Raw genomic sequence first — 24,177 nt, 5'->3', positions numbered from 1 at the left:
CGCGCGTGTCATGCACTCAGCACCCCCGAAATCCACATTCAGGTGCCCTGGCTCGGCTCTGAATGACCAACTCGGGGGTCCTGAGCGCATGACACGCCGGGGCTCAGCGCATGACACGCGAGGTCTGGAGGCATGACACGCGTGTGAAAAAGCACCCCGGGGGTGTGGTGGCCGCCCGGGGTGCGTGGTGCGGGAGGGGATCAGCCGAAGAAGACTTCGGCTTCCTGGTAGCGCTCCAGGGGGACGGTCTTCAGCTCGGCGGTCGCCTCGGAGAGCTTGACGCGGACGATGTCGGTGCCCTTCAGGGCGACCATGACGCCGAAGTCGCCCTCGGCCACCGCGTCCACGGCGTGCAGGCCGAAGCGGGTGGCGAGCACGCGGTCGTAGGCGGTCGGGATGCCGCCGCGCTGCACGTGGCCCAGCACGACCGCGCGCGACTCCTTGCCGGTCCGCTCGGCGATCTCCTCGGCCAGCCAGGTGCCGACGCCGCCCAGCCGGACGTGGCCGAACGCGTCCTTCTCACCGGAGTGCAGCACCTCGGCGCCGCCCTCGGGGATCGCGCCCTCGGCGACCACGATGATCGGGGCGTACTGGGCCTCGAACCGCCGCTCCACCCACTCGACGACCTTGTCGACGCTGAACTGCCGCTCGGGCACCAGGATCACGTTGGCGCCGCCGGCGAGGCCCGAGTGCAGCGCGATCCAGCCCGCGTGCCGGCCCATGACCTCGACGACCAGGGCCCGGTGGTGCGACTCGGCCGTGGTGCGCAGCCGGTCGATCGCCTCGGTGGCGATGTGCACGGCGGTGTCGAACCCGAACGTGTAGTCGGTGGCGCCCAGGTCGTTGTCGATGGTCTTCGGCACGCCCACGACGCCGATGCCGTCGTCGGTGAGCCGCTTGGCCACGCCCAGGGTGTCCTCGCCGCCGATGGCGATCAGCGCGTCGACGCCGTTGTCCTTGAGGACCTGGCGGATCTTGTCGACACCGCCCTCGACCTTGTACGGGTTGGTGCGCGAGGAGCCGAGGATGGTGCCGCCGCGGGTCAGGATGTCCTCGACGTCGGCGAGGCCGATCGGCTTGGTCAGGTTCTCGATCGGGCCCTGCCACCCGTTGCGGAACCCGAGGACGTCCCAGCCGTGGACCTCGATGCCCTTGCGGACCACACCGCGGATCACCGCGTTGAGGCCGGGGCAGTCACCACCGCCGGTGAGCACACCAATGCGCATTTGCTTAGCCAATCTCTTCTCGTGGCGTGGGTCACCCAAGACTGACACGTGCTGGATCGGTGCAGCAAGCGAGGGTCCACCTACCGGACGGAGAACACACCACCACGAACGGGGAAAGACCTGGTTACCGCATCCCGAAGGCGCAGCTACCGAACGGGGAAGCCGCGCTTGAGCCGTTCGGCCTCGATCACCTTCCACCGCGCGAGGTTGTGCCGGGCGTCGGCCAGCGCGTCGTGCGCGTCGGCGGGCGGCTGCGGCAGGCGCGGCCTGCCCACGTCCTCCCAGCGCTGCCTCAGGTCGCGGGTGAAGCGGGGCAGGCAGCGCGGCAGCGCGGGCATCGGGCCCCACAGCTGCGCCAGCGCCACGTGGTCGTACGCCGCGAACCACGCCCACAGCTCGACGTCGTCCCGGTTGGCCTTGGGGCCGCCGAGGAAGTCGAGCAGGTCGGTCCGGATCCGCTCCCGGCTGCGCCACGACCGGTCGGCGGGCGGCGGGAGCTGGTTGAGCACGTTGGCGCGCACCCACGGTCCGGCCTTCGCCGGGTCGAACTCCGTGGAGACGGCGTAGAACTCGCGACCCTCCTCGTCGACCACCCCGATGGAGACGAGGTCGATGGTGACCCCGTCCTCGATGAACTCACAGTCGTAGAAGAACCGCACGGCACCACCCTAGGGGTGCGGTTCAGCCCGCCTTCGCCTCGGGCAACCGGTCGGGCCGGTCCGCCCCGTCCCGGGGCGCCTCCTTGGCCTTGGCCGCGTAGACGTCGACGTACTCCTGGCCGGACAGCTCCATCAGCGCGTACATGATCTCGTCGGTGATCGAGCGCAGCACGAACCGGTCGCCGGACAGGCCCGCGTACCGGGAGAAGTCGAGCGGCTTGCCGATCTTGATCCGGATCGGGTACGGCCGCCACATCTTCGAGCCGATGGGGTTGGCCTTGTCCGTGCCGAACATGGCCACCGGGATCACCGGGGCGCCGGACTCCAGGGCGATCCACGCGACGCCGACCTTGCCCTTGTACAGGCGGCCGTCGGGGCTGCGGGTGCCCTCCGGGTAGATGCCGAGCAGCTTGCCCTCGCGCACGATCCGCACGCCCGTGTCGAGCGCGCTCTGCGCGGCCGAGGCGCTGGACCGGTCGATCGGCACCTGGCCGACACCGGAGAAGAACCAGCGCTTGAACGCGCCCTTGAAGCCCTTGCCGGTGAAGTACTCGATCTTGGCCGGGAAGGTGACCCGGCGGGACAGCTTCAGCGGGAGGAAGAACGAGTCGGAGACCGCGAGGTGGTTGCTCGCCAGGATGGCGCCGCCCTCCGCGGGGATGTTCTCGGCGCCCTCGATGATCTTGGGCCGGAAGAACAGGTTCAGGAGCGGCCCGAGAAAGATGTGTTTCATCAACCAGTAGAGCACCGCTGGGAGCGCCTCCTCGACGTGCTTGATCCCCCGTCAGCCTACGGAGCGAAGCCCACAAACCACAACGAAGCCCCTCGCGCACGCGGTACGGTCGTACCCGTCGCCCGGCTGTCGTACCCGCAACACGGCGGGCACGTGCGACGATGGAACTCCTGGACCCGTCTCCCACGGCTCGGAGGGCTGGAGCACGCCGATGAACTCCCGACGCGACTCTACCGACGGCCCCGAGGACGTGGACGCCACCTTCGCCGAGATCGTGGCGGGGTTGGAGCGCGAGGGCGTGGGCAAGCGCACCTGGGCCGACGACGAGGACGACGCGGCGGAGGACGTCGCCGCCGAGGAGGCCGAGCCGGCCCGCCCGGTGCGCCCCGAGGGCCAGCCCGCCGTCGCCACGGCCGAGGAGGGGGACGAGGAGTCGGACGAGCACTACGTGCCGCCCGAGCCGCCCCCGCTGCCCGCGCTGCGGCCGGGCACGATCGCCGCGCTGCTGCTGATCCTGCTGGGCGTGGTGGTGCTGCTGTTCCCCGGCCTGTTCGGGTTGACCGGCTCGGTCGGGACGCCGCTGGCGCTGATCGTCATGTGCTCCGGCGTCGGCTGGCTGGTGCTGCGCATCCGCAACGGCCCGCCGCCGGACTCCGGCTGGGACGACGGGGCCGTGCTCTAGACGACGGGGCCGGGACCGCGCTCCCACCGGCACCCGCCCGAGCCAGGACCGCACCCCGCCCCGGGCCGCCCGCCGACCGAACGCCCGCCGACCGCGCCCTAACCGCCGACGACCAGGCGGATGGTGTAGCCGTTGGCGTCCCGGTACATGGACACCCCGCGGCAGGTCCGGTGGGTCAGCCACAGGCCGAGGCCCGCGCTGGTGGTCTGCGAGGTCGGCACCAGGCCCACGACCGGCGACCCCGGCCCCTCCCCCCGGTCGGACACGGCCACCACGACGTGCTCGGCGTCCGCCCAGACGCGCAGCCGCACCGGCGGCTTGCCGTGGGTGATGGCGTTGGTCACCGCCTCGCTCGCGGCGTAGATGATGTCGTCCAGCTCGTCCCGCAGCAGCCGGGTGGCCACGCAGGCGGCGGACACGGCGTGCCGCGCCTCGGCCGGGCTCGGGTCGCCCAGGTCCACCAGCGGCGGCTCGGCCTCCAGCGGGTCCGGCACGGGGTCGGGCCAGGTCCAGGAGCCCAGGTAGTCGGGGTTGGCGCCCACGCCCGCCACGTGCGGGTGGGCGTGCAGCACGTCCGCCACCACGCCGGGTGGCGTGGTGCGCAGGTCGTAGGGGCACAGGCCCCACAGGGCGTAGTCCCCGAACACCTCGTTGACCGCGGCCTCGTAGCGCGACCACCAGTCCCAGGCGGCGCCCACGCCGGGGTGCGGCACGTCGCCGACCACGCGGATCTGCGGCGCGCCCGAGTACTCGGCGAACAGCTTCCGGTAGGTCAGGATCGCGTCGGTGGGGCGGCTGTAGTGGTCGGCGCCGGGCAGGAACCGGATGCCCGAGACGTCGGCGACCCGGTCGCGCAGCAGCCGCTCGTTGGTCTCGCAGCACGCCACCAGGACCGGTTCGCCCGCCGCCACGCCCTCGTCGAGGAAGGGCACCACCAGGGCCTGGAACTCGGTGTCGCTGCCGTAGAACGCCGTCTCGTGGTAGTACCCGACGTGGTCGCGGGCCGCACCCGTCCTCATTCGGCCTCCACCCGCAGGCCGGGCACGCGGACGAGCTCGGCCAGCCGGGCGGGCGCCCGGTGCCTGGTGCGCAGCACCACCTCGCCACCGGCGGCGCGGGCGAGGGCGAACATCGCGTGGTGGTCGATGAACTCCAGCTCCGCGGCCTCGACCACGACCGGGCCGGTGCCGGCGCTCAGCCCGACCCGGTCCAGCGCCCGCGGGAAGCGCTCGCGGCTGGCCAGGTCCAGCTCGCCGTCCAGGGCGACCCGGTCACCGGAGGCGGCGTACAGGCGGAACGGCGCGGCGTCCGCGCCGCTGGCCGGGTGCATGCACGCCAGCTCGCCTATCGCGGCCTCGGGCAGCTCGGCGCGGTTGTAGGCGCACATCGCCGCGAACGGCCGGCCCGCCATGTAGCGGTCGACCAGGTGCTCGTACCGGCAGAACGCCTCCAGCGCCTCGTCGCCGCGCACCATCGGCGTGGCCTCGGCGGCCACCCTCAGGCCCGCGTACCCGGCGGCCAGCGCCGCCTCGGTGGCCGCGGCGTAGGTGGCCACCTGCCCGGCCGGGGTGACCGTGGCACCGCCGTAGGTCTCGTCGACCGACACCACGCGCAGCGCGCCGGACTCCAGCGCCGGGCCCAGCTCCGCCACGTGGGAGGTCAGCACCTCGGTGGGCCCCTCGGAGACGTACCAGCACTGCTGGCCCAGGACCAGGCCGTCGGCCAGGAACTCCAGCACGCGGGCGCGGAACTCCTCCGGGTCCTCGTAGGGCCAGCAGATGTGGTCGTGCAGCCCGAGTCCCCTGGTGGCGCCCAGGACGCCGGAGGTGCGCATTCCCCGATGCTACGCCCAGGCCCCGGCTCAGCGGATCCGTCCGTTGCGCGAGGTGCGCGCCGCCACGTCGCGGGCCAGCGAGGCCACGCCGACGATGCCCGCGTCGTCGCCGAGCTGGGCGGTGCGGATGCGGGCCAGCGGCCGGTGGCCCGCGCCGGTCACCACCTCCGCGTAGCGCTCGCGGGCGTCGTCGAGGAACAGCGGGGCCGACTCGGACACGCCGCCGCCGATGACGACCACCTCCGGGTCGTACACGTCGGCGACCAGGGCGAGCCCGTCGCCCAGCCAGCGGGCCAGCTCGGCCATGGCGCGCAGCGCCAGCGGGTCGCCGTCGCGGGCCGCGCCCGCCACCCGGCGGCCGGTCACCGCGCCGGGGTCGGCGCCCGCCTCCCGGGCCAGGACGGTGGACACGCCGGGGTGGCGGGCCAGCAGCTCCACGGCCGTGGTGCTCAGCGCGGTGCCGCTGCAGTACCGCTCCCAGCAGCCGTGCTTGCCGCAGGGGCAGGGCCGGCCGCCGGGCACGAGCCGCAGATGGCCCAGCTCGGGCGCCACGCCGTGCGCGCCGCGGAACACCTCGCCGTCGACCAGCAGCGCACCGCCGATGCCGGTGCCCAGGGCCACCAGGACGGCGATCCGGGCGCCCCGCGCGGCGCCGAAGCGGTACTCGGCCAGGGCGGCGGCGTTCGCGTCGTGCTCCAGGACCACGGGCATGCCCACGCGGCGGGTGATCCGGTCGGCGACGGGCGCCTGCCGCCAGGCCAGGTGCGGCGCGAACCGCACGGTGCGCCGGTCCGCGGCGACGAAGCCCGCCACGGCCAGGCCGACTGCGGCCACAGGGTGCCGGGACGCCAGCTCGGCGACGGCCGCGCCGATCGCCTCCTCCAGCGCCTCCTCGTCACCGGGCGTGGCGGCGCGGGCGGTGTCGAGGACCGCGCCGTCGCCGTCCACGACGCCCGCGCGCACGCTGGTCCCGCCGACGTCGATGCCGATGGTCAGCAGCGGTTCGGCTAGCACTGGTTCCGCCGGACGACGGGGATGTGCTGGACGCGGGGCCGGGCGGGTTCCTCGGAGGCCGGGGCCGGGGCCGCCGGTTCGGCCAGCGCGGCCCGCAGCACCGCGATCAGGCCCACCAGGTGCTCGGCGGCCTTGGCGGCCAGCTCCGAGCGGTCGCCGCGCACCAGGGCCACCGCGTTGCACAGCGGGCACCAGCCGCACGCGCCCGGGTCGTGCCCGGTCGCGCCCTGCTCGGCCACGCGGTGCAGCCACGGCTGCGCCCGCTCGGCGGCGGCGTCGAGCAGCAGGCGCAGCTCCTCGGCCAGCTTCGGGTCCACGTGCCTCACCGCATCCACAGCTCGGGGTCGGGGGCGAAGCGCACCGCCAACCCGGTGTCGTCCAGCTCCGCGCCGGTCACCGCGCAGCGCTTGAGCAGCGAGGGCAGCGCGACCAGCCGGCGCCTGCCGTCCACGGTGACGGCCAGGTCGTCGCCCACGCGGGCCAGCTCCAGCTCCGAGTCGCCCACGGGCAGCGCGAGGCGCAGGGTGTACTCCCGGTCGCCGGTGCGCTCGACCTCCAGCGGCAGGCCGGCGGCGCCCCCGCCCTCCAGCGGGTCGCGCCCCTGGTAGAGGCCCTCGGCGACGTCCAGCAGGGCGGCGGTGCCGACGGGTTCGGCGGCCCGGTGCGGCACGGTGCGCAGCCCGGGCAGGTCGGCCAGCCCGGCGAGCACGGCGTCCTGCTCGGCGCGGCGGGTGCGCAGCCAGGCCGCGGCCGGCCCGCCGTCCTCGCCGGGGTCGGGCACGACCCGGTTGGCGACCACGCCGTCGACCCGGATGCCCTGGAGGGCGAGCGCGGTGACGGTGCGGCGGGTCTCGGCGGCGACCACCCGCTCGGGGGTCAGCACGAGCCGGACGCCGGTCTCCGCCGAGGTGAGCAGGTCGCGGAGCTGGGCCAGGTCCTCGGCGAGCCTGCCGAGCGCGTCGGCGGTGGCGTCCCAGCGCTCCACCGAGCCGCTGCCCGCGACGCCGGCCAGCAGGCCGCGCACCACGCGCCGGTGGGTGGGGAACAGCCGCTCCAGGTAGGAGGCGAACGCCTCGGGCAGGGCCAGCAGGCGCAGGGTCTCGGCGGTGGGGCCGCAGTCGACGACCACGACGTCCCACGTGCCGCCCCGGGCCAGGCGCCGCACCTCCGAGAGCGCCAGCAGCTCCTCCACGCCGGGCAGCACGGTCAGCTCCTCGGCCTCCAGCTCGTCCACGCCGGCGCCCGCGAGCACGGTCCGCAGGTGGCCGCGCAGCTCGCGCCAGGCGTCGTCGACCAGGGCGCGCGGGTCGACCTGGACGGCGTGCAGCCCGGTGCCCTCGACCTCGGCGACCCGGTCGGACAGCGGCACGCCCAGCGCGTCGCCCAGCGAGTGGGCCGGGTCGGTGGAGGCGACCAGGGTCTTGCGGCCGCCGGCGGCGAGCGCGGCGGCGGTGGCGGCGGCCAGAGTCGTCTTGCCGACCCCGCCCTTGCCGGTGAACAGCAGCAGGCGGGCGCTCACCGCGCGTTTTCCACCCGGCGCTTGAGCTCCTTGAGGGCCGTGTCCATGATCATCTTCTCGGCCTTGCGGCGGAACAGGCCGATCATCGGCACCACCAGCTGGACCGACAGCGTGTAGGTGACCTCGGTCGAGCCGCCCCGGGGGGTCAGCACGTAGCTGCCCTCCTGCGACTTCTGCATCTGCCCCTTGACCAGGTGCCACGAGATGCGGTCCGGCGACCACTCGTCGTAGGCCAGCACGTACTCGTCCTTGATCGGGCCCTGGTCGATGTTGAACCTCACCTGGGCCGCCCGGCCGTCCGCCCCGGTCTCCAGCACCTCGGTGCGCTGCACGCCGTTGGCCCACTCGGGGTAGGCGTCGAAGTCGGCGATGACCGCCACGATCTCCTCGGGCGTCGCGTCGATGACGATGGACTGGGTGGACTCGTCGGCCATGCGGGGAGGCTACCCGGTGTGCGGGGTCACCAGCTCAGCACGTGGGGCGTGCCGGTGCGCTGGAAGTGGCCGACGTTGACGCACTCGGTCCAGCCCAGGCGCACCCGCCTGGCCAGCGGCTGGTGCACGTGCCCGAACACCGACCAGCGGGGCCGGTCGCGCTCGATCACCTTCAGCAGCGACGTCGAGCCGCGCTCCGCCCGGCGGGCGACCACGTCGTAGACCAGGTCGGGCACCGCGGGCGGCACGTGCGTGCACAGCACGTCCACCTCGCCCAGGCCCGCCAGGGCCGCGCCGAACTCCTCCTCGGTGCGCAGGTAGGGCCGCCACGGGCCGCGCCGGTTGGGCACGAACCCCCGGTCGAGCACGGCGCCGCCGGCGAACCCGAACCGCAGGCCGCCGATCTCGGCGACCGCGCCGTCCAGCACGTGCACGCCGTCGCGCGCGAACAGCGGCCACAGCTCCGGGTCGTCGACGTTGCCGGGCGTGGCGTAGGTGGGCGCGCTCATCGCCGCGAACAGCTCGGTGTACTGCTCCAGCACCGCCTCCCGGACCACCTCGGCGGCGTTGTCCAGGCCCTCCCACAGCGACCGCATGTAGCGGACCGTCTCGGCGCCGCCGTTGCCGCGCCGCAGCCGGGCGAACACCTCGACCTTCTCCGCGCCGAACACGCGGCCGAGGATGCCCCGGCCGTGGTCGTAGTAGTCGACGAAGTCGACCAGGTCACCCAGGACGACCAGGGCGTCCGCGCCGTCGCCCGCGCGGGCGAGGGCGTCCGCGTTGCCGTGGACATCGGAGACGACGTGAACCCGCACGGGGGACGAATCTACGGCAGGGCCGGCGCCACCCCCGGCGGTCGACCCGCCTCCAGGGCCATCTTGAGCCCCAGGCCGATCTCCTTCGCGGCCAGCTGGCGGCGCCGCACCTCCCGCCGGACGCGCCTGGCCGGCGGGTCGCCGGGCAGGTCCGCGCGCAGGAAGTAGTGCAGCAGGGTGCCGTCCAGCACCGCCTCCAGCCACACCTCCATCGTTCCGACCAACGCGCCGCCCACCGTCCAGCGCAGGCCCTGGATGCCCCGATCGGCGTATACATCGAGGGTGAGGTCGGGCCAGAAGTCCCGCCAGGACCCCGGCGGCGCGAAGGCGGCGGCGACCGCGGCGGGCGGGACCGCGATGAATGTCTCGTCCACGACGTCAACGCTGGGCACGGGGTGGAAGAGTGCCACGACACGGTTACGGAACACCGCCCCGGCCTGGTGTATCGCCGGAATCACAGGCTAAGTTTCCCCACCGGTAACAAACAACGTCCGGAGGTCGACGTGCGCGAGTTCAGCGTCCCCGCCACCGCCACTGTGGCTGCCGAGGAGAACCTCACCGACATGGTGTGGGCGAACGCGGAGCGCTTCGGCAACGCCGTCAGCTTCCGCCGCCGCGTCGACGGCACGTGGGTGGACGTGACCGCCCGCGACTTCGCCGCCCAGGTCCTCGCGGTGGCGAAGGGCCTGGTCGCCGCGGGCCTGGAGCCCGGTGACCGGGTGGGCCTGATGTCGAAGACCCGCTACGAGTGGACGCTGCTCGACTTCGCCGTCTGGCAGGCGGGCGGTGTCGTGGTGCCCATCTACGAGACCTCGTCGGCCGAGCAGGTCGAGTGGATCCTGTCCGACTCCTCGGCCAAGGCCGTGTTCGTGGAGACCGCGGCGCACCGGGCGGCGGTGGACTCGATCGTGTCCGGCCTGCCCGAGGTGCGGCACGTGTGGCAGGTCGAGGGCCCCGACGGCGACGCGGCGGGCGCGGTCGACGAGCTGACCGCGCTGGGCGCGTCGGTGTCCGACGAGGACGCGCACGCGCGGCGCAAGGCGGTCGGCGCGGACGACACCGCGACCATCGTCTACACCTCCGGCACCACCGGCCGCCCCAAGGGCTGCGAGCTGAGCCACCGCAACCTGCTGGCCGAGATCCGCGCGGACATCACCGCGTTCCCGCAGCTCATGCAGGCGGGCAACTCGTTGCTGCTGTTCCTGCCGCTGGCGCACATCCTGGCCCGCGCCATCGCCCTGTGCAGCGTCTACGCGCGGGTCACCCTGGGCCACACCCCGGACGTGAAGAACCTGGTCGCGGACCTCCAGTCGTTCCGCCCCACGTTCGTGGTGGCCGTCCCCCGCGTGTTCGAGAAGGTCTACAACGGCGCCAAGCAGAAGGCGCACGCCGAGGGCAAGGGCAAGATCTTCGACGCCGCCGAGGCCACCGCGGTGGCCTACAGCCAGGCCCTCGACGGGGGCGGCGCCGGCCTCGGCCTGAAGATCAAGCACGCGGTCTTCGCCAAGCTCGTCTACAGCAAGCTCCAGGCGGCCCTGGGCGGCCGGTGCATCGCCGCCGTCTCCGGCGGCGCCCCCCTGGGCGAGCGCCTGGCGCACTTCTTCCGCGGCGTGGGCGTCCCGGTCCTGGAGGGCTACGGCCTGACCGAGACCAGCGCCGCCGCCTGCGTGAACACCGAGGCCGCCTTCCGCGTGGGCACGGTGGGCCGCCCCGTGGCCGGCACCTCGGTCCGCATCGCCGAGGACGGCGAGATCCTGATCAAGGGCGACGTCGTCTTCCGCAGCTACTGGAACAACCCGTCCGCCACCTCCGACGCCCTGGAGGACGGCTGGTTCCACACCGGCGACATCGGCCAGTTGGACACCGACGGCTTCCTCAGGATCACCGGCCGCAAGAAGGAGATCATCGTCACCGCCGGCGGCAAGAACGTCTCCCCTGCCGTCCTGGAGGACCGCCTCCGCGCCCACCCCCTGATCAGCCAGTGCATGGTGGTCGGCGACGCGCAGCCGTTCATCGGCGCCCTGGTCACCATCGACCCGGAGTTCTTCCCCGCCTGGAAGGAGCAGAACGGCAAGCCGGCCTCCGCCACCGTCGCGGACCTGCTCGACGACGAGACCCTGCGCACCGTCATCCAGGCGGCGGTGGACGAGGCCAACAAGGCCGTCTCCAAGGCGGAGGCCATCAAGAAGTTCCGCATCCTCCCCACCGACTTCACCGAAGCCGGCGGCGAGATGACCCCGAGCCTCAAACTCCGCCGCTCGATCGTCGCCACCAACTACAAGCAGGACATCGAGGCCATCTACTCCAACTGACCCCACCACAAGCCCCGCCCCACCCCCGTCCCCGCGAGGTGGTCACCACCCCCACCGGGACCACCGCGCCGGCCTCCGGCCGGCCGCGAGGCCGACTACAGGCGGCCGAGCCGCCGTCTGCGGAGCAGCGGCCATTGAACACAGACGAGTGGCCCGCACCTGACAGGTGCGGGCCACTCGACCCCCAGTGATCGCGTATCCGCTGACGCGGACCCGAGAAGCTTTGTCGTCCCGGTCCCCCAACCGGGACATCCAGAAGACTGCCGCACCGCGCTGTCGTATCGCTGACGCGGCGGTGACTCGCGCCGTCAGCGCTCGTCCTAGGCTGTACCCGGCAAGGTGCGACGAGGGGGCGCGAGCGGATGGGCGCTGGGCCGTGGTTCGGTCTACTCGGCCCGCTTGAGGTGCGCATACAGGGGCAACCCGTGCCCGTCCGGGCGGGGAAGCACCGCGCGCTGCTGGCCGCGTTGTCGCTGCGCGCGGGACGGGTCGTCTCAATTGGCGAGCTGGTGGCGTTCCTGTGGGGCGACAGCCCGCCGGCGCGCACGCGCGGCACGCTCCAGACCTACGTGATGCGGCTGCGGCAGCTGCTGGGCGACCCGTCGCTGATCCGGACCACTTCGGACGGCTACCGGTTGGTGGTGCCGCCCGAGCAGGTGGACGTGCACCGGTTCACGGCCACCGCGGGCCGGGCGCGGCAGGCCGCGCGGTCCGGGCGCCTGGCCGAGGCCGCCGACCTGTACGCCGAGGCGCTGGGCCTGTGGCGCGGCCCGGCGCTGGCGGACGTGCCGTCGGACTCGCTGCGCGACCACGAGGTGCCGCGGCTGGCCGAGCGGCTGCTGGTGGCGCACGAGGAGCACGTCGACGTCGAGCTGGCGCTGGGCAACCACGAGCGGGTGATCCCGGTGCTGCGCGCGCTGACCGCGGACTACCCGCTGCGCGAGCGGTTCTGGGCGCAGCTGATGGTGGCGCTGTACCGGGGCAGCAGGCAGGCCGAGGCGCTGGAGGCGTTCCGGCTGGTCGACCGGGTGCTGGACGAGCAGCTGGGCGTGGAGCCGGGCGCGGCGCTGCGCGAGCTGCACCAGGCGATCCTGGTGGGCGACCCGAGCCTGGCCGCGCCGGTGGAGCAGGTCGACCCGGACGTGCCGGACCAGTTGCCGCCCGAGGTGCCCGGGTTCGTGGGGCGCGCCGAGGCGGTGGACCGGATCTCCCGGCTGGTCGCGCCGGACGGCGCGCGGACCGCCGTGCCGATCGTGGTGCTGACCGGCGTGCCCGGCGTGGGCAAGACGGCGCTGGCGGCGCACGTGGCGCACCGGCTGCGCGACCGGTTCCCGGACGGGCGGCTGTACGCGGACCTGCGCGGGTACGCGCCGGGGCCGCCGACGCCGGTGGTGGAGGTGCTGACCCGGTTCCTGCGGGCGCTGGGCGTGCCGCCGGAGCAGATCCCGGTGGACCCGGACGAGCAGAGCACGCTGTTCCGGTCGCTGCTGGCCGGTCGGCGGATGCTGCTGGTGCTGGACAACGCGGCCGCGCCGGACCAGGTGCGCCCGCTGCTGCCGGGCGCGGCGAGCTGCCCGGTGCTGGTGACCAGCCGGGACGACCTGCGCGGCCTGATCGCCGTCGACGGCGCCCGCCGGGTGGACCTGGACGTGCTCTCGCCCGCCGAGTCGCTGGCCCTGCTGGGGCGGTCCGGGCAGGCGGCGGAGGAGCTGGCGCGGCGGTGCGGGCACCTGCCGCTGGCGCTGGACGTGGCGTCGGCCTCGCTGGGCGGCGGTTCGGTGGCGCGGTACCTGGAGCGACTGGGCGACCGCGACCCGCTGCACCTGGCCCTCGACGCGCTGACCCCGGCGGCGCGGCGGCTGTTCGGGCTGCTCAGCGTGGTGCCGGGGCCGGACTTCACGCCGGAGGCGGCGGCCCGGGTCGCGGACGTGCCGGTCGCCGCGGCGGCGCTGCTGCTCGACCAGCTCGCCGGGGCGCGGCTGGTGCGGGGGGTGGCCGGGCGGTACTCGTTCCACGACTCGCTGGCCCGGTTCGCCGCCTCGGTGGCCGAGGACGCCGAGGCCGCGCGCACCCGGCTGCTGGAGTTCTACGTGCGGGCCGTGGACCACTGCGCGGAACTGCTGTACCCGGACCTGATGCGGCTGCCGTCCGCGCCGGCCGGGCAGGCGCGGCTGGCCGGCGTGGAGACGGCGGCGCAGGCGCGGGCGTGGCTGGACGCGGAGCGGGCGAACCTGGCCGCGGCGATCCGGGCGGCGGCCGAGCACGGCCCGGCGGCGGTGTCGTGGCGGCTGGCCGACGGGCTGCGCGGGTACCTGTGGAGCGGCAAGCACGTCACCGAGTGGCTGCTGACCGCGCAGTACGGGATGGACGCCGCGCACGAGCAGCGGGACGTCGCGGGCGAGGCGGCGATGCACCAGAACCTGGGCACGCTGCACTGGCGGCTGGGCGACTTCGCCGAGTCGATCGAGCACTACACGCGGGCCGTCGAGCTGCACCGGGTGTCCGGTGACCTGGAGTCGGAGGCGGGGGTGCGCGGCAACCTCGGCGTGGTGCGGCTGGAGGCGGGCGACCTGGCGTCGGCGCGCAACGACCTGGAGACGTGCCTGGCGCTGCGGCGCGAGGCGGGCGGGCCGCGGTCGGGCGAGACGGCGGTGCTCACCGGGCTGGGCGTGCTGGCCGTCGAGACCGGCGAGCTGGCCGAGGCGGCGGACCTGCTCGGCGAGGCGCTGGCGATCAGCGTGGAGCACGGCCTGCGCGCCGGCGAGATCACCGCGCTGACGCTGCTGGGCGTGGTGGCGCAGCAGGCGGGCGAGCCGCAGCGGGCGCTGGCGCACCTGGCCGACGCGCTGCGGCTGGCCACCGAGGCCGGGTTCCGGGAGGCCGCGGCCCGGGCGCTGGAGGCCACCGCGTCGGTGCGCCTGGACCTGGGCGAGCACGCCGAGGCGCTGGACCTGGCGGACCGGGCGCTGGCCGAGCTGCGCGAGGGCGGTGACCAGCGGATCACCACGAACGTGCTGGTGGTGATGGCCTCGGCGAACCGGGGGCTGGGCTCGTTGGCGGTGGCGGACGAGCAGTTCCAGCAGGCGCTGACCAAGGCCGGGCGGATCGGCTACCCGCCGGGCGAGGCGCGGGCCCTGGTGGGCCTGGCGGGCGTGCGGCGGCTGCTCGGCGAGCACGCCGAGGCGAGGGCGCTCGCGGAGCAGGCGGTCGCGCTCACCGTGCGGTTGGGGCTGCGGCCGGCCGAGCGGGCGGCGCGCGTCGAGCTGGCCGCCGTGCACCGGGCCGCGGGCGACGACCTGGCCGCGGCGGCCGAGCTGGACCGCGCCGACCGCCTGCTGGAGCCGCCGGGGTCCTGACCGGTCAGAACCGGTCGGGGTCCGGCTGGTCGTCCGGCAGCGGGACGGCGCGCTGCTGGTCGGCGACGTCGGCCGGGTCCGCTTCGAAACCGCCCGTCGGCGTCACCGCGGTGGGCGCGTCGCGACCGACGGCGGCTTCCTCGTCCAGGTCGGCGCCCTCCACTTCGGGTTCGACTGGGCGGAGCTGGTCGGCCGCGTCGTTCCACGGCGTCTCCGGACTCATCGACGGTCCTCCCGGGAGCGCAGGGGTAGTGCCCGCTGCCACCGTAGGCGGCGGCGGGCGCGCACGCATTTCGTGGGTGGTCCGGGTCGTGGGGTGGGGCCGCCGACCGCGCGGCACCGCCGGGGCGCTCGTCGCGGGCGCGTCGTCGGACGCCGGGCCGGCGCTGGTCGCGGGCTGCCGGCGGAAGGGGAGGACGAGCCGCTCCGCGGCGGGCGCTTCGGTCCCGGCCCCGTGCCCATCACCTCCTCGCTCGCTCGGTGGAACTCGCTCGGTGGGCGCGGGCGGGTGGCGAGCGCTCCCGGGCCTCGACCGGGGGCTTCGCACCCCACGCGCCCGCCACCGGTTCACCGGCGGGCGCGGGCGGTCGGGGGTGGCGTGAGGGCCCGCGCGCCGGGCGGGGGCGCGGGGCGGGGGCGGCGGCGTCGAAGTTGGCGGCGATGAGCGCCGCGAACTCCGCGTCCACCCACTGCTGGTCGGCGAAGACCACGTCGGCGAAGTGCGCGTCGGCGGTGGCGGAACCCGACCGCCCGACCCTCGGCACACCGGTCACGTCGATCACTCCCGGGCCACGATCACCTGGTAACTGACCGATACACCTTTCTTATAACCAGAGTCGCGCAGCAGGTCAAGCGCCTGGGGGAACGCCCCCCGACCGGGTGATCCGGAGCGGCTGGACGACGTCGACCTCCCGGCCCGCGCGACCGGGAAGGCGGCGGGCGTTCACGCCCTGGGCGCTCGTGCGCGCCGGGGTCGCGGAGCCGCGCGACCGCCGGTACTCGGCGGGCGCCGACCGCCGACGGGTCGGTCGGCGCCCCCGCCCGGACCGGCCGGCGGCTCGGGTGGTCCTGCCGGGCGGTCCGGTCACCGTGGTCCGAATCCCTCAGGTGGTCCAGCCGTCCGGCAGGCCCTCCACCTCCGCGCGCTCGCCGCTCGCCCGCACCCGCACGACCGCCTCGCCCAGCCGCAGGTCGGTCAGCGACACCTCGCCCCACCGCCCCGGCAGGTGCGGCGAGACCGCCAGCCGCCGCCGCGGCACGTGCGGGTCGAGGCCGAGGAAGGCGCGCACCAGCAGCAGCGGCGCGGCGCTGGCCCACGCCTGCGGCGAGCACGAGGTCGGGTACGGCACGGGCGGGCTGAAGTCGTCCCGGGAGAAGCCGCAGAACAGCTCCGGCAGCCGGCCGCCGAACGCGGCGGCGGCGTCCAGCAGGCCCTCGGCCAGCCGGTGCGCCAGGTCCACCGCCCCCGGCAGGTGGGCGTAGCGCAGCAGGCCGGCCACGGCGATGGCCGTGTCGTGCGGCCACACCGACCCGTTGTGGTAGCTCATGGGGTTGTAGGCCCCCATCGACGCGGCGAGCGTGCGCAGGCCGTACCCGGTCTCCATGTCCGCGTCGGCCAGCCGCCGGATCAGCGCTCCGGCGTGCTCGTCGGTCGCGATCCCGGTCCACAGGCAGTGGGCGCTGTTGCTGGTCAGCGCGTCGACGGGTTGCTTGCGCCCGTCCAGCGCCACGGCGTACCAGCCGCGGTCGGGCAGCCAGAACGCCTCGGCGAACCGCCGCCGCAGCTCGTCGGCCCGGGCGCGCAGCCGGGCGGCGCCCGCCGGGTCGTCGAACCCCTCGGCCAGCTCCGCCCGCGCCAGCAGCGCGCCGTAGGCGTACGCCTGCACCTCGCACAGCGCGATCGGCGGCACGGCCAGGCGGCCGGAGGCGTCGTTGACGCCGTCGAAGCTGTCCTTCCAGCCCTGGTTGGCCAGGCCGCGGTCGGTGGCGCGCCGGTACTCGACGAACCCGTCGCCGTCGCGGTCGCCGTACCGCTGCACCCAGGTCAGCGCGGCGTCCGCGGCGGGCAGCAGGGCCCGCACCACCTCCGGGTCCGCGCCCCACCGCCAGCACTCGGCCAGCAGCATCACGAACAGCGGGGTGGCGTCCGCGGTGCCGAAGTAGTGGTTGCCGCCCAGCACCGCCGTGCTGTCCGGGCCCAGGCGCAGCTCGTGCAGGACGCGACCGGGCTCCTCCTCGGTCAGCGGGTCGGTCCTGGTGCCCTGGGTCTCGGCGAGGGTCTGGAGGGTGCCCAGCGCCAGGCCGACGTCCAGCGGCAACGCCATCCACGCGGTGAGCAGGCTGTCGCGGCCGAACAGGGTCATGAACCACGGCGCGCCGGCGGCGACGAACGGCCGCCCGCCGCGCGTCGGGTCGTGGATCTGCAACGCGCCCAGGTCGCTCTCGGTGCGGCGCAGCACGGCGGTCAGCACCGGGTCGGTCGCGGTGACCGCGGTGCTGGCGGCGCGCCAGGCCATGATCTTGCGCGCGGGCTCGGTGTGCTCCATCCGCTCGCCGCGGTGGAACCGCGGTTCGACGGGCCGCCCGGCCAGGGTGGGCTGCACCGCGACCTCGGTGGACCACCGCTTCCCGGCGGGCACCACGACCTGCCAGCTCAACGCGCCGGGCACCGCGGTGACGTCGCCCGTGGCGCTGACGGACAGCCCGCGCGCGCCGTCACCGCGGTCGCGCAGCAGCAGTTCCCGGCCCGCCGCGGTGACGTCGGCGCCACCGGGCACCGCGCGCCCCTCCTTCACCGCGAACAGGTCGGCGAAGTCGGCGTCGACGTGCAGGTCCAGGCGCACGGCCGTGGCCTCGCGGCCCAGGTTCTCCACGGTGACGACCTCCCGCATGCCGTCGCCGACCAGGCGTTCGCGCACCAGCAGCAGCGTGCTGTCGGCCTGCCCCGCGCCGGGCGGGCGGCGCAGCACGAACCTGGCCGCGAACGCCTCGGGGTGCGCCACCGACAGCGGGTGCGGCGCGCGGCCGTCCAGGCGCAGCTGCCACCGCGACAGCACCCGCGCGTCCCGGAAGAACAGCCCGTGCGCGGTGCCCGGCTCGATGTCGCCCGTGCCGTCGGACAGGCAGAACGTGCTGCCCTCCACCAGGGTGGTGGTGCCGCCGGAGGCGCCGGTCAGGGCGGGCTCCCCCGCGTTGAAGGGCTCCGGTGCGCCGGTCACGCCGGTTCTCCGGAGGCGTGCACGACGCCGCGCTCGTAGACCCGGTCGAGCGCGGAGTCCAGGGCGGCGTAGTCGCGGCGCAGGGCGTCGAGGTCGCGGCCGGGTTCGAGGGCCCGGCGGTAGGCGGCCTCGTAGCCCGCGCCGAGGCGGTCGACGTCGAAGTGCTCGGCGACGTGGGCGCGGCAGGCCGCCGGGTCCAGGGCGCGCACCTCGCGCAGCGCCTCGACCAGCTCGTCGGGGTGGTCGCGGACCAGGCCGGTGACGCCGTCGGCCACGACCTCGGGCACCGCGCCCGCGCGCAGCGCCACCACGGGCGTGCCGCAGGCCATCGCCTCGATCATGACCATGCCGAACGGCTCCTCCCACCGGATGGGGAACAGCAGGCAGCGGGCGTTGGCCAGCAGTTCGCGCTTCGCGGTGGCGTCGGCGACGCCGAAGACGTGGTCGCGGTCGGTCAGCCGCGGGCGCACCTCGCGCTCGAAGTACTCCTTCTCGACCGGCTCGGCGCACTTGCCCGCCAGGACCAGCGGCACGCCGGCGGCGTGCGCGGCCTCCAGGGCCAGGTGCGGCGCCTTGTCCGGGTGGAAGCGGCCGAGGAACAGCGCGTAGTCCTCCTTGCGCGCCCGGAACGGCCAGTCGCGCAGGCGCAGTGCGTTGTGGACGGTGGCGGTCCAGTTCAGGTCGGGGGCCAGCGCGCGCTGGCGGTCGCTGATGGCGACCAGGTGCACGTCCTCGCCGAGGGCGCGGTAGTAGCGGTGCAGGTCCTCGTCGACCGGGCCGTGCACGGTGACCACGGTGGGCACGCCCAGCGCGGCCAGGGCGGGCGCGTTGAGGGGACCGGCGAGGGTGTGGTCGTGGACGACGTCGAGCCCCTCGGCCACCGCCAGCCGCTCCAGCTCCCGGCGCACGGCCGCGGCGTGGGCGACCTCGGGGAACGGCTCGCCTAGACGCTCGGGGACCGTCCGCTCCCACACGGGCACGAAGCGGGCGGCGGTGCCGGGCTCGCCCGCGCCGAGCAGGGTCACCGAGTGGCCGCGGGCGACCAGCGCGTCGGCCAGGTCGGCCACGACGGCCTCCACCCCGCCGTACGCCTTGGGCGGGACGTCGAAGTAGGGCGGGGCGACCAGGGCGACGCGCAGCGGGTCCTCGGGACCGCGCGGCAGGGGGTGGGCGGGAGCTGCGGAAGGCGAGCTGCTCAAGAGGGACCTCCTGGAGCGACAAGCAGACCACGGTTGGCACTCACTGCCCGAGAGTGCTAACAAAGGTGTGGAGGGGCGCGCAAGGCGTCCCCGGCGGAAATGACTTCGATCACAGCGAGGAGGAGCCTCCCGTGACGGCGGCCGACGGCGACGCGGAACTGCTGCCCCTGCGCACCGACTTCGACGTGGTGTGGCGCGGCTTCGACCCCGGCCAGGTGCGGCGGCACGTCGCCGCCACCGAGGCGGACCTCCGGGCGCTCGCGGTGGACCGCGACGAGGCGGTCGCCCGCGCCGAGGACCTGACCCGGCAGCTGGAGAACGCCCGGGCGGAGATCCACGTGCTGCGGCAGCAGCTGGACCGGGTGTGCCGGACCCCGGTCGACCCGCAGGCCCTGGACTACCGCCTGCGGCGGATGGCCGAGCTGGCGCACGAGCAGGCGGCCGAGATCACCGCCCGCGCCAAGGCCGCCGCCGAGCACCACTGGGCGTCGGCGGAGCGGGCGTCGACCAGGTTGCGCGAGCGCTACGACCGCCTGGTCGGCGAGCTGGACGAGCGCCGCCGCGAGCTGGAGGCCGAGCACCGGGAGGTCATGCGGCAGGCGCACGACCGGGTCCACGCCATGACGCGGCAGGCCGAGCTGCGGCGGCGCGAGCTGGACGAGCAGGCCGCCGAGCTGCGCGAGCAGGTCCAGGCGGACTTCGAGCTGGCCATGAACGCCCGCCGCGCCGAGGCCGCCGCCGACCTGGCCGCCCGGCGGGCGGCGGCCGAGGCGGAGGCGGCGCGGCTGGTGCGCGAGGCGGAGGCCCGGGCGGCCGGCATCGTCGCCGAGGCGCAGCGGCGGGTGGACGAGCTGCGCGGGCGTCGTGACCGCATCGCCGAGGGACTGCGGACCGCGCGTGAGCTGCTGGCCGAGGCCGAGCCGCTGCTCGACCCGCTGCCGGAGGAGGTGCTGCCGGAGGAAGTGCTGGTCGAGGAGGTGCTGGTCGAGGAGAGGTCGACCGATGGGGTGCCTGCCGGCGGGGCGCTGCCGGACGTCGTGACCGCACTGCCGACGCAGCGCAGCGAACTGGAGCTGGCCAGCTGACCCGGGTCGGCCGGGTGCTTGCCGCACAGGAGACCTGCGCCCAGCTTATCCATCAATCAAGCGATTGATGGATAAGCTGGGCCTTCGGCTCCCGACCTCCGGCCCTCAGCTTCCGACCCCGGCCCCAGCCCTCGGCTCCCGGCCCCCGACCTTCGGCGCCCGGCTTCCGGCCCCTGACCTTTGGCCCCGGCTCCCGCCTCCGGCCCTCAGCCGCCGGCTCCCAGCCCTCGGGTCCCGGCTCCCGGCCCTCGGCTCCCGGCCCTCAGCCGCCAGTCCCCGGCCCTCGGCTCCCGGCTCCCGGCTCTCAGCCACCAGCCACCAGCCACCAACCACCAACCACCAACGAGCGTCGCTCACCCGTCGATCAGCCGAACCAGCCGGTCGGCCAGGTCCTCCCACCGCCACTCCCGCGTGACCCACTCGCGCCCCGCCGCCCCCATCTTCGCCGCCACCCCCGGGTCGGCCAGCAGCCCGGCCACCGCGTCGACCACCTCGGCCACCTCGCGCCCGTCCACCACGCGCCCGGTCACCCCGTCCCGCACGGTCTCCGGCGCACCACCCGACCGACCGGCCACCACGGGCAGCCCGGTCGCCGACGCCTCCAGGTACACGATCCCCAGCCCCTCGACGTCCAGCCCCCTCCCCCGCGTCCGGCAGGGCATGGCGAACACGTCACCCGCGTTGTAGTGCGCGGGCAGTTCCTCCCACGGCACCGACCCGGTCATCACGACGTGCTCCGACACCCCCACCGAGGCAGCCAGCTCCTCCAACGCCCCCCGGTACGGCCCGCCGCCCACCACCAGCAGCGCCGCGCCCGGCACCCGGCGCCGGATCTCGGGCAGCGCCCGCACCAGCACGTCCTGCCCCTTGCGCGGCACCAGCCGCGACACGCACACCACCACCGGCCGGTCGCCGAGGCCGTACCGGGCGCGGATCTCCGCGCGGGCACCCGCGTCCGGCCGGTAGACCGAGGTGTCCACACCGGACGGCAGGTGCTCCAGCGCCGCCATCGGCCCGAACGCCGCCGCGAACCGGGACCGCGTGTACCGGCTGACGAACGTGACCACGTCCACATCGGACCCGATCCGCCGCAGCGCCTGGCGCGCGCCCGGCAGCATCGACCAGCCCACCTCGTGCCCGTGCGTGGACGCCACCACCCGCGCCGCGCCGGCGGCCCGCAGCCACGGCGCCATCAGCGCCAGCGGGGCCGCCGCGCCGAACCACACGGCCTCGCAGCCGGCGCCGCGCACGACGTCCTTCGCCCGCCGGAGCACGTCGGGGGTGGGCAGCATCAGCGTCCCGGGGTGCCGGACCACCTCGAACGGCTGCACCGCGTCGAACTCGGGGTGCGAGCCGGCGGGCGAGGTCCACGACGGCGCGTACACCACGAGGTCGGGCAGCCGCACGGCCAGGGCGTGCAGGTATGCCTGGATGCCACCGGGCCGGGGCGGGAAGTCATTGGTCACCAGCAGGGTCCGACGCACGGGCCCACGTTACGGGAACGTCGCGCGCAGGTACTCGCGCCAGCCCGCGACGAGCGCCGCGGTGCCCTCGCCGGTCACCTCGACCAGCACCCCGTCCACTTCGGACGCCCGCACCCGGGCCAGCCGCCGGTACAGGTCCACCAGGCCGGGTTCGCCCAGCACCGAGGCCAGGTAGGTGTTCAGCGACCACGCCTGCTGGTAGGCCAGCTCCATGTCGGCGCCGCGGAAGTCCTCGTCGGCGGGCAGCGCGGTCGGCAGCCCCTCCCGGACCCGGGCGGCGAGCAGGGGCGCGGCCCGCTTGGGCGGCACGTCGCCGCCCCGGTAGCCGACGTAGTCCGCGAAGCCCTCCAGCAGCCACATCGGCGCGCCGTCGACGGTCTCGCCGCGCACCGCGACGTGCGTGATCTCGTGCCGCAGCAGCACCCGCAGCGCGGTGGGCGACAGGGCACCGGCGGCGGCCGGGTTGAGCACCACCCGCTGGCCGCGCGCGGTGCGCGTGGCGGGGTCCACCCGGTCGGCCACCGCGACGCCCGCGATCGCCCCGGTGGCGAACCCGGGCCCGACCAGCGCGGCCATCTCCTCGGCGCCGGCCGGGACCAGCACGGCCACCTGCCGCGCCCACGCCTGGCCCCACACCTCGGTGACCGCGCGCACCGCGCCGTCCAGCTCCGCCAGCACCCGCCGCGCCAGCGGCTCGCCGCCGGGGTGGGTGAGCACGAACCCGCCCGGCCCGGTGAGCACCTGGCACGGCCCGAAGTCCCACGGCCCGCGCCAGGTGCGCCTGCCCAGCGGCTCCAGCGCGGTGTCGGAGTTGAGGTACCAGCGGTCGCCGCGCCGGGTGAACAGGTAGGCCGCGTCCTGCTCGCTCGCCTCGACGTCCACGCCGCGCAGCCGGTAGGACAGCCGCACGCCGGGCGCCCACACCTCGTCGGCGGCGGGCGGCGCGGGCGGTGCGCTGTCGGGGCCGCCGGTCAGGCGGTAGCCCCACTCGGCCAGCGGCACGGCGGCGAGGTTGCGGAACAGGTCGAGCTGCCGCCGCCGGAACGCCGGGTCCGCGCCGGGGTCGAGGTCGGCGGTGAACGCCGCCTCGTCGCGCGCCAGCAGGGCCCGGGCGCGCCGGTCGAGCAGCGCCCCGACCTGCTCGGACCGGGCCTGCTCGGCAGCGGCGGCGACCGCGGGCGCGGGCGACCGGGGTGCCACGGCCGCGGTGAGGCCGCCCAGGAAGGTCAGGGCGACCAGCAGGGCCAGCGGCACGCGGTGGCGGCTCATGGGCCGGGGTTGCGCGTCGGCGGGGCCATCCCACCCAGGATGACCCCGCCGGAGCACGTCTGTCAGCCCGCGATGCGGCGCATCGCGTAGATGGTGCCGGGGTTGTTGATCGGCACGACCTTGACCGGGACGCCGTCGGTGGAGGCGTGCACGACGTTGTTGTTGTCCACCGCCATGCCGACGTGGTTGCCGCCGTTGTAGACGATGATGTCGCCGGCCCGGACCTCGGCGCGGCTGACCGGCCGGCCGGCGCCGGCCTGGCCCTGGCTGGTGCGCGGGATGCTCACGCCCGCGTCCGCGTACGACTTCATGGTCAGGCCCGAGCAGTCCCACAGGTTGGGGCCGGTCGCGCCGTACTGGTACATGTCGCCGATCTGGTTCAGGGCGAACTGGAGGGCGGCGCCGGCCACGCCCTCGGGCACGGTCACGTTCGGCACGGAGCCGACCGACTGGAGGTTGGTGCGCTCCTGCGCGGTGAGCCGGTCGAGCTGCTGCTTGACCTCGGCCTTCTGCCGGTCGAGGTCGTCGCGGCGCTTCTTGACGTCCTCGGCGATGCGGATGGCCTCGTCGGTGGCGGCCTGCGCGCGGCCCTGGGCGTCGGCGGCCTTCTGGCGCGCGTCCTCGGCGGCGTCGACCGCGCCGGACAGCCTGCCCAGCGCCTCGCTGTTGTCGGAGGCCAGCACGCCCAGCGCGGACATGCGGTTGAGGAAGTCCTGCTGCGATTCCGCCACGAGCAGCGCCGACAGCTGGCTGAACCGCGCGCCCTCGAAGGACGCCTCGGTGAGCTTGTCGACCTGGACCCGGAAGTCCTCCTCGTCGGCCTTGGCCTGCTCGCCGGCCTGGGTGGCCTGCTGGAGCTCGGCGTTGGCCTGGTCGAGGGCGGCCTGGTTGGCGTTGCGCTGCTCCTCGGCGCGCAGCAGCTCCTCGTTGAGCTTCGTCGCCTGCTCGGCCAGCTCGTTGTACTTCTTCAGCGCCTCGGAGGCGTTCGCGGGTGTGTTCGGCTGGGCTCCGGCCGGTACGGGCATGACGCCCACCGCCGCGGCGGCCACCGCCGTGGCCGCCATCGCCCCGCGCAGTCCGCGCTTGAGTCGTTGCGACGCCACAGTCGCGCGTGTCTCCTTCAGGTCTGGACCGCCTACCGGCGCGGGCGCGGGCGACTGCCCGGCAGCTCAGGTTCGCGTTTCCGGCTCGGCACCCCGACAGGCCGATTCGGCGGTGAGCTCGCGTCGTCGCCCAGGCTGGACGACTGCCCGCCGCGAGATCTCGGCTAGGTTACGAAAAGCGAGTCCGATCGTCCACTAGCGGGGGGTGTAAAACGGTGTGAGGTCGTTTTTCACC

Annotated in this window: 22 protein-coding genes; 4 read left to right on the top strand and 18 right to left on the bottom strand. The window is 75.1% G+C overall.

The window, feature by feature from the left end:
* Positions 1–200 precede the first annotated feature (200 nt).
* From EKG83_RS08135 to EKG83_RS08125, 3 genes are all read right to left on the bottom strand, one after another.
* On the bottom strand, positions 201–1,226 hold the full coding sequence (locus EKG83_RS08135; protein WP_033427439.1) for a 6-phosphofructokinase: 1,026 nt from the start codon (positions 1,224–1,226) through the stop codon (positions 201–203).
* Positions 1,227–1,372: 146 nt separating this feature from the next.
* Complete coding sequence (locus tag EKG83_RS08130) at positions 1,373–1,885, bottom strand: polyadenylate-specific 3'-exoribonuclease AS (protein ID WP_033427440.1); 513 nt, start codon at positions 1,883–1,885, stop codon at positions 1,373–1,375.
* A gap of 22 nt (positions 1,886–1,907) precedes the next feature.
* Positions 1,908–2,633, bottom strand: a complete 726-nt coding sequence (locus EKG83_RS08125; protein ID WP_033427441.1) for a lysophospholipid acyltransferase family protein — start codon at positions 2,631–2,633, stop codon at positions 1,908–1,910.
* 196 nt (positions 2,634–2,829) lie between these two features.
* Here EKG83_RS08125 and EKG83_RS08120 point away from each other — a divergent pair, with 196 nt between their 5' ends.
* Positions 2,830–3,300 carry a hypothetical protein gene (locus EKG83_RS08120; protein WP_033427442.1) on the top strand — a complete coding sequence of 157 codons (471 nt, stop codon included), beginning with the start codon at positions 2,830–2,832 and terminating at the stop codon, positions 3,298–3,300.
* Positions 3,301–3,398: 98 nt separating this feature from the next.
* Here EKG83_RS08120 and EKG83_RS08115 read toward each other — a convergent pair whose 3' ends face one another.
* Genes EKG83_RS08115 through EKG83_RS08080 form a run of 8 tightly spaced genes read right to left on the bottom strand, consistent with a single transcriptional unit; the run spans position 3,399 to position 9,308 of the window.
* Complete coding sequence (locus EKG83_RS08115) at positions 3,399–4,319, bottom strand: sensor histidine kinase (protein ID WP_033427443.1); 921 nt, start codon at positions 4,317–4,319, stop codon at positions 3,399–3,401.
* Entirely contained in the window at positions 4,316–5,134 is an 819-nt protein-coding gene (locus EKG83_RS08110; RefSeq protein WP_051764319.1) for an MEDS domain-containing protein, read from the bottom strand. Before EKG83_RS08110 ends, EKG83_RS08115 begins: the two co-directional genes overlap by 4 nt.
* A 27-nt stretch (positions 5,135–5,161) precedes the next feature.
* A complete protein-coding gene (locus EKG83_RS08105) occupies positions 5,162–6,118 on the bottom strand; it encodes an ROK family glucokinase (protein ID WP_033427744.1) in 957 nt (318 codons plus the stop codon).
* Positions 6,119–6,141: 23 nt separating this feature from the next.
* Positions 6,142–6,474 (bottom strand): hypothetical protein, encoded by a 333-nt coding sequence (locus EKG83_RS08100; RefSeq protein ID WP_322746637.1) that lies wholly within the window; start codon positions 6,472–6,474, stop codon positions 6,142–6,144.
* The gene (locus tag EKG83_RS08095) at positions 6,471–7,667 is read right to left on the bottom strand and encodes an ArsA family ATPase (RefSeq protein WP_033427445.1); all 1,197 of its coding nucleotides are present in this window, start codon (positions 7,665–7,667) and stop codon (positions 6,471–6,473) included. Before EKG83_RS08095 ends, EKG83_RS08100 begins: the two co-directional genes overlap by 4 nt.
* Positions 7,664–8,101 (bottom strand): SRPBCC family protein, encoded by a 438-nt coding sequence (locus EKG83_RS08090; protein ID WP_033427446.1) that lies wholly within the window; start codon positions 8,099–8,101, stop codon positions 7,664–7,666. Before EKG83_RS08090 ends, EKG83_RS08095 begins: the two co-directional genes overlap by 4 nt.
* 26 nt (positions 8,102–8,127) lie before the next feature.
* On the bottom strand, positions 8,128–8,916 hold the full coding sequence (locus EKG83_RS08085; RefSeq protein ID WP_033427447.1) for a metallophosphoesterase family protein: 789 nt from the start codon (positions 8,914–8,916) through the stop codon (positions 8,128–8,130).
* A gap of 11 nt (positions 8,917–8,927) precedes the next feature.
* Complete coding sequence (locus tag EKG83_RS08080) at positions 8,928–9,308, bottom strand: polyketide cyclase / dehydrase and lipid transport (RefSeq protein WP_194283003.1); 381 nt, start codon at positions 9,306–9,308, stop codon at positions 8,928–8,930.
* Positions 9,309–9,419: 111 nt separating this feature from the next.
* Here EKG83_RS08080 and EKG83_RS08075 point away from each other — a divergent pair, with 111 nt between their 5' ends.
* Complete coding sequence (locus EKG83_RS08075) at positions 9,420–11,228, top strand: AMP-dependent synthetase/ligase (protein ID WP_033427449.1); 1,809 nt, start codon at positions 9,420–9,422, stop codon at positions 11,226–11,228.
* Positions 11,229–11,653: 425 nt separating this feature from the next.
* A complete protein-coding gene (locus tag EKG83_RS08070; protein WP_051764320.1) occupies positions 11,654–14,584 on the top strand; it encodes an AfsR/SARP family transcriptional regulator in 2,931 nt (976 codons plus the stop codon).
* A 4-nt stretch (positions 14,585–14,588) separates the two neighbouring features.
* Here the strand turns inward: EKG83_RS08070 and EKG83_RS08065 are convergent, their stop codons facing one another.
* The 4 genes from EKG83_RS08065 to EKG83_RS08050 form a co-directional block, all read right to left on the bottom strand.
* Positions 14,589–14,807: a hypothetical protein gene (locus EKG83_RS08065; protein WP_033427450.1), complete on the bottom strand. Its 219-nt coding sequence runs from the start codon at positions 14,805–14,807 to the stop codon at positions 14,589–14,591.
* A gap of 238 nt (positions 14,808–15,045) precedes the next feature.
* Positions 15,046–15,357, bottom strand: a complete 312-nt coding sequence (locus EKG83_RS08060; protein WP_153277938.1) for a hypothetical protein — start codon at positions 15,355–15,357, stop codon at positions 15,046–15,048.
* A 330-nt stretch (positions 15,358–15,687) separates the two neighbouring features.
* Positions 15,688–17,802, bottom strand: coding sequence for an amylo-alpha-1,6-glucosidase (locus EKG83_RS08055; RefSeq protein WP_033427452.1), 2,115 nt, complete (start codon positions 17,800–17,802; stop codon positions 15,688–15,690).
* On the bottom strand, positions 17,799–19,001 hold the full coding sequence (locus EKG83_RS08050) for a glycosyltransferase family 4 protein (protein WP_228122538.1): 1,203 nt from the start codon (positions 18,999–19,001) through the stop codon (positions 17,799–17,801). The genes EKG83_RS08055 and EKG83_RS08050 overlap by 4 nt, the downstream gene beginning before the upstream one ends.
* Positions 19,002–19,132: 131 nt before the next feature.
* Here EKG83_RS08050 and EKG83_RS08045 point away from each other — a divergent pair, with 131 nt between their 5' ends.
* Complete coding sequence (locus tag EKG83_RS08045) at positions 19,133–20,086, top strand: coiled-coil domain-containing protein (protein WP_051764322.1); 954 nt, start codon at positions 19,133–19,135, stop codon at positions 20,084–20,086.
* 353 nt (positions 20,087–20,439) lie between these two features.
* Here EKG83_RS08045 and EKG83_RS08040 read toward each other — a convergent pair whose 3' ends face one another.
* The 3 genes from EKG83_RS08040 to EKG83_RS08030 all read right to left on the bottom strand — a co-directional run bounded on the left by EKG83_RS08040 (position 20,440) and on the right by EKG83_RS08030 (position 23,942).
* Entirely contained in the window at positions 20,440–21,570 is a 1,131-nt protein-coding gene (locus EKG83_RS08040) for a glycosyltransferase family 4 protein (protein WP_033427453.1), read from the bottom strand.
* A gap of 9 nt (positions 21,571–21,579) precedes the next feature.
* Positions 21,580–22,839 carry a hypothetical protein gene (locus EKG83_RS08035; protein WP_051764324.1) on the bottom strand — a complete coding sequence of 420 codons (1,260 nt, stop codon included), beginning with the start codon at positions 22,837–22,839 and terminating at the stop codon, positions 21,580–21,582.
* 62 nt (positions 22,840–22,901) lie between these two features.
* Positions 22,902–23,942, bottom strand: a complete 1,041-nt coding sequence (locus EKG83_RS08030) for a C40 family peptidase (RefSeq protein WP_033427454.1) — start codon at positions 23,940–23,942, stop codon at positions 22,902–22,904.
* Positions 23,943–24,177 lie beyond the last annotated feature (235 nt).

It is taken from the genome of Saccharothrix syringae, assembly GCF_009498035.1.
Classification (GTDB): Bacteria; Actinomycetota; Actinomycetes; order Mycobacteriales; family Pseudonocardiaceae; genus Actinosynnema; species Actinosynnema syringae.
Note: the sequence above shows the minus strand (reverse complement) of the source record. Positions and strands in the feature narration are given on the sequence as shown.

Excerpts from the sequence above, each read along its gene's own strand:
- EKG83_RS08135 (WP_033427439.1), bottom strand. The coding sequence starts at position 1,226 with ATGCGCATTGGTGTGCTCACCGGCGGTGGTGACTGCCCCGGCCTCAAC.
- EKG83_RS08120 (WP_033427442.1), top strand. The coding sequence starts at position 2,830 with ATGAACTCCCGACGCGACTCTACCGACGGCCCCGAGGACGTGGACGCC.
- EKG83_RS08115 (WP_033427443.1), bottom strand. The coding sequence starts at position 4,319 with ATGAGGACGGGTGCGGCCCGCGACCACGTCGGGTACTACCACGAGACG.
- EKG83_RS08110 (WP_051764319.1), bottom strand. The coding sequence starts at position 5,134 with ATGCGCACCTCCGGCGTCCTGGGCGCCACCAGGGGACTCGGGCTGCAC.
- EKG83_RS08090 (WP_033427446.1), bottom strand. The coding sequence starts at position 8,101 with ATGGCCGACGAGTCCACCCAGTCCATCGTCATCGACGCGACGCCCGAG.
- EKG83_RS08065 (WP_033427450.1), bottom strand. The coding sequence starts at position 14,807 with ATGAGTCCGGAGACGCCGTGGAACGACGCGGCCGACCAGCTCCGCCCA.
- EKG83_RS08035 (WP_051764324.1), bottom strand. The coding sequence starts at position 22,839 with ATGAGCCGCCACCGCGTGCCGCTGGCCCTGCTGGTCGCCCTGACCTTC.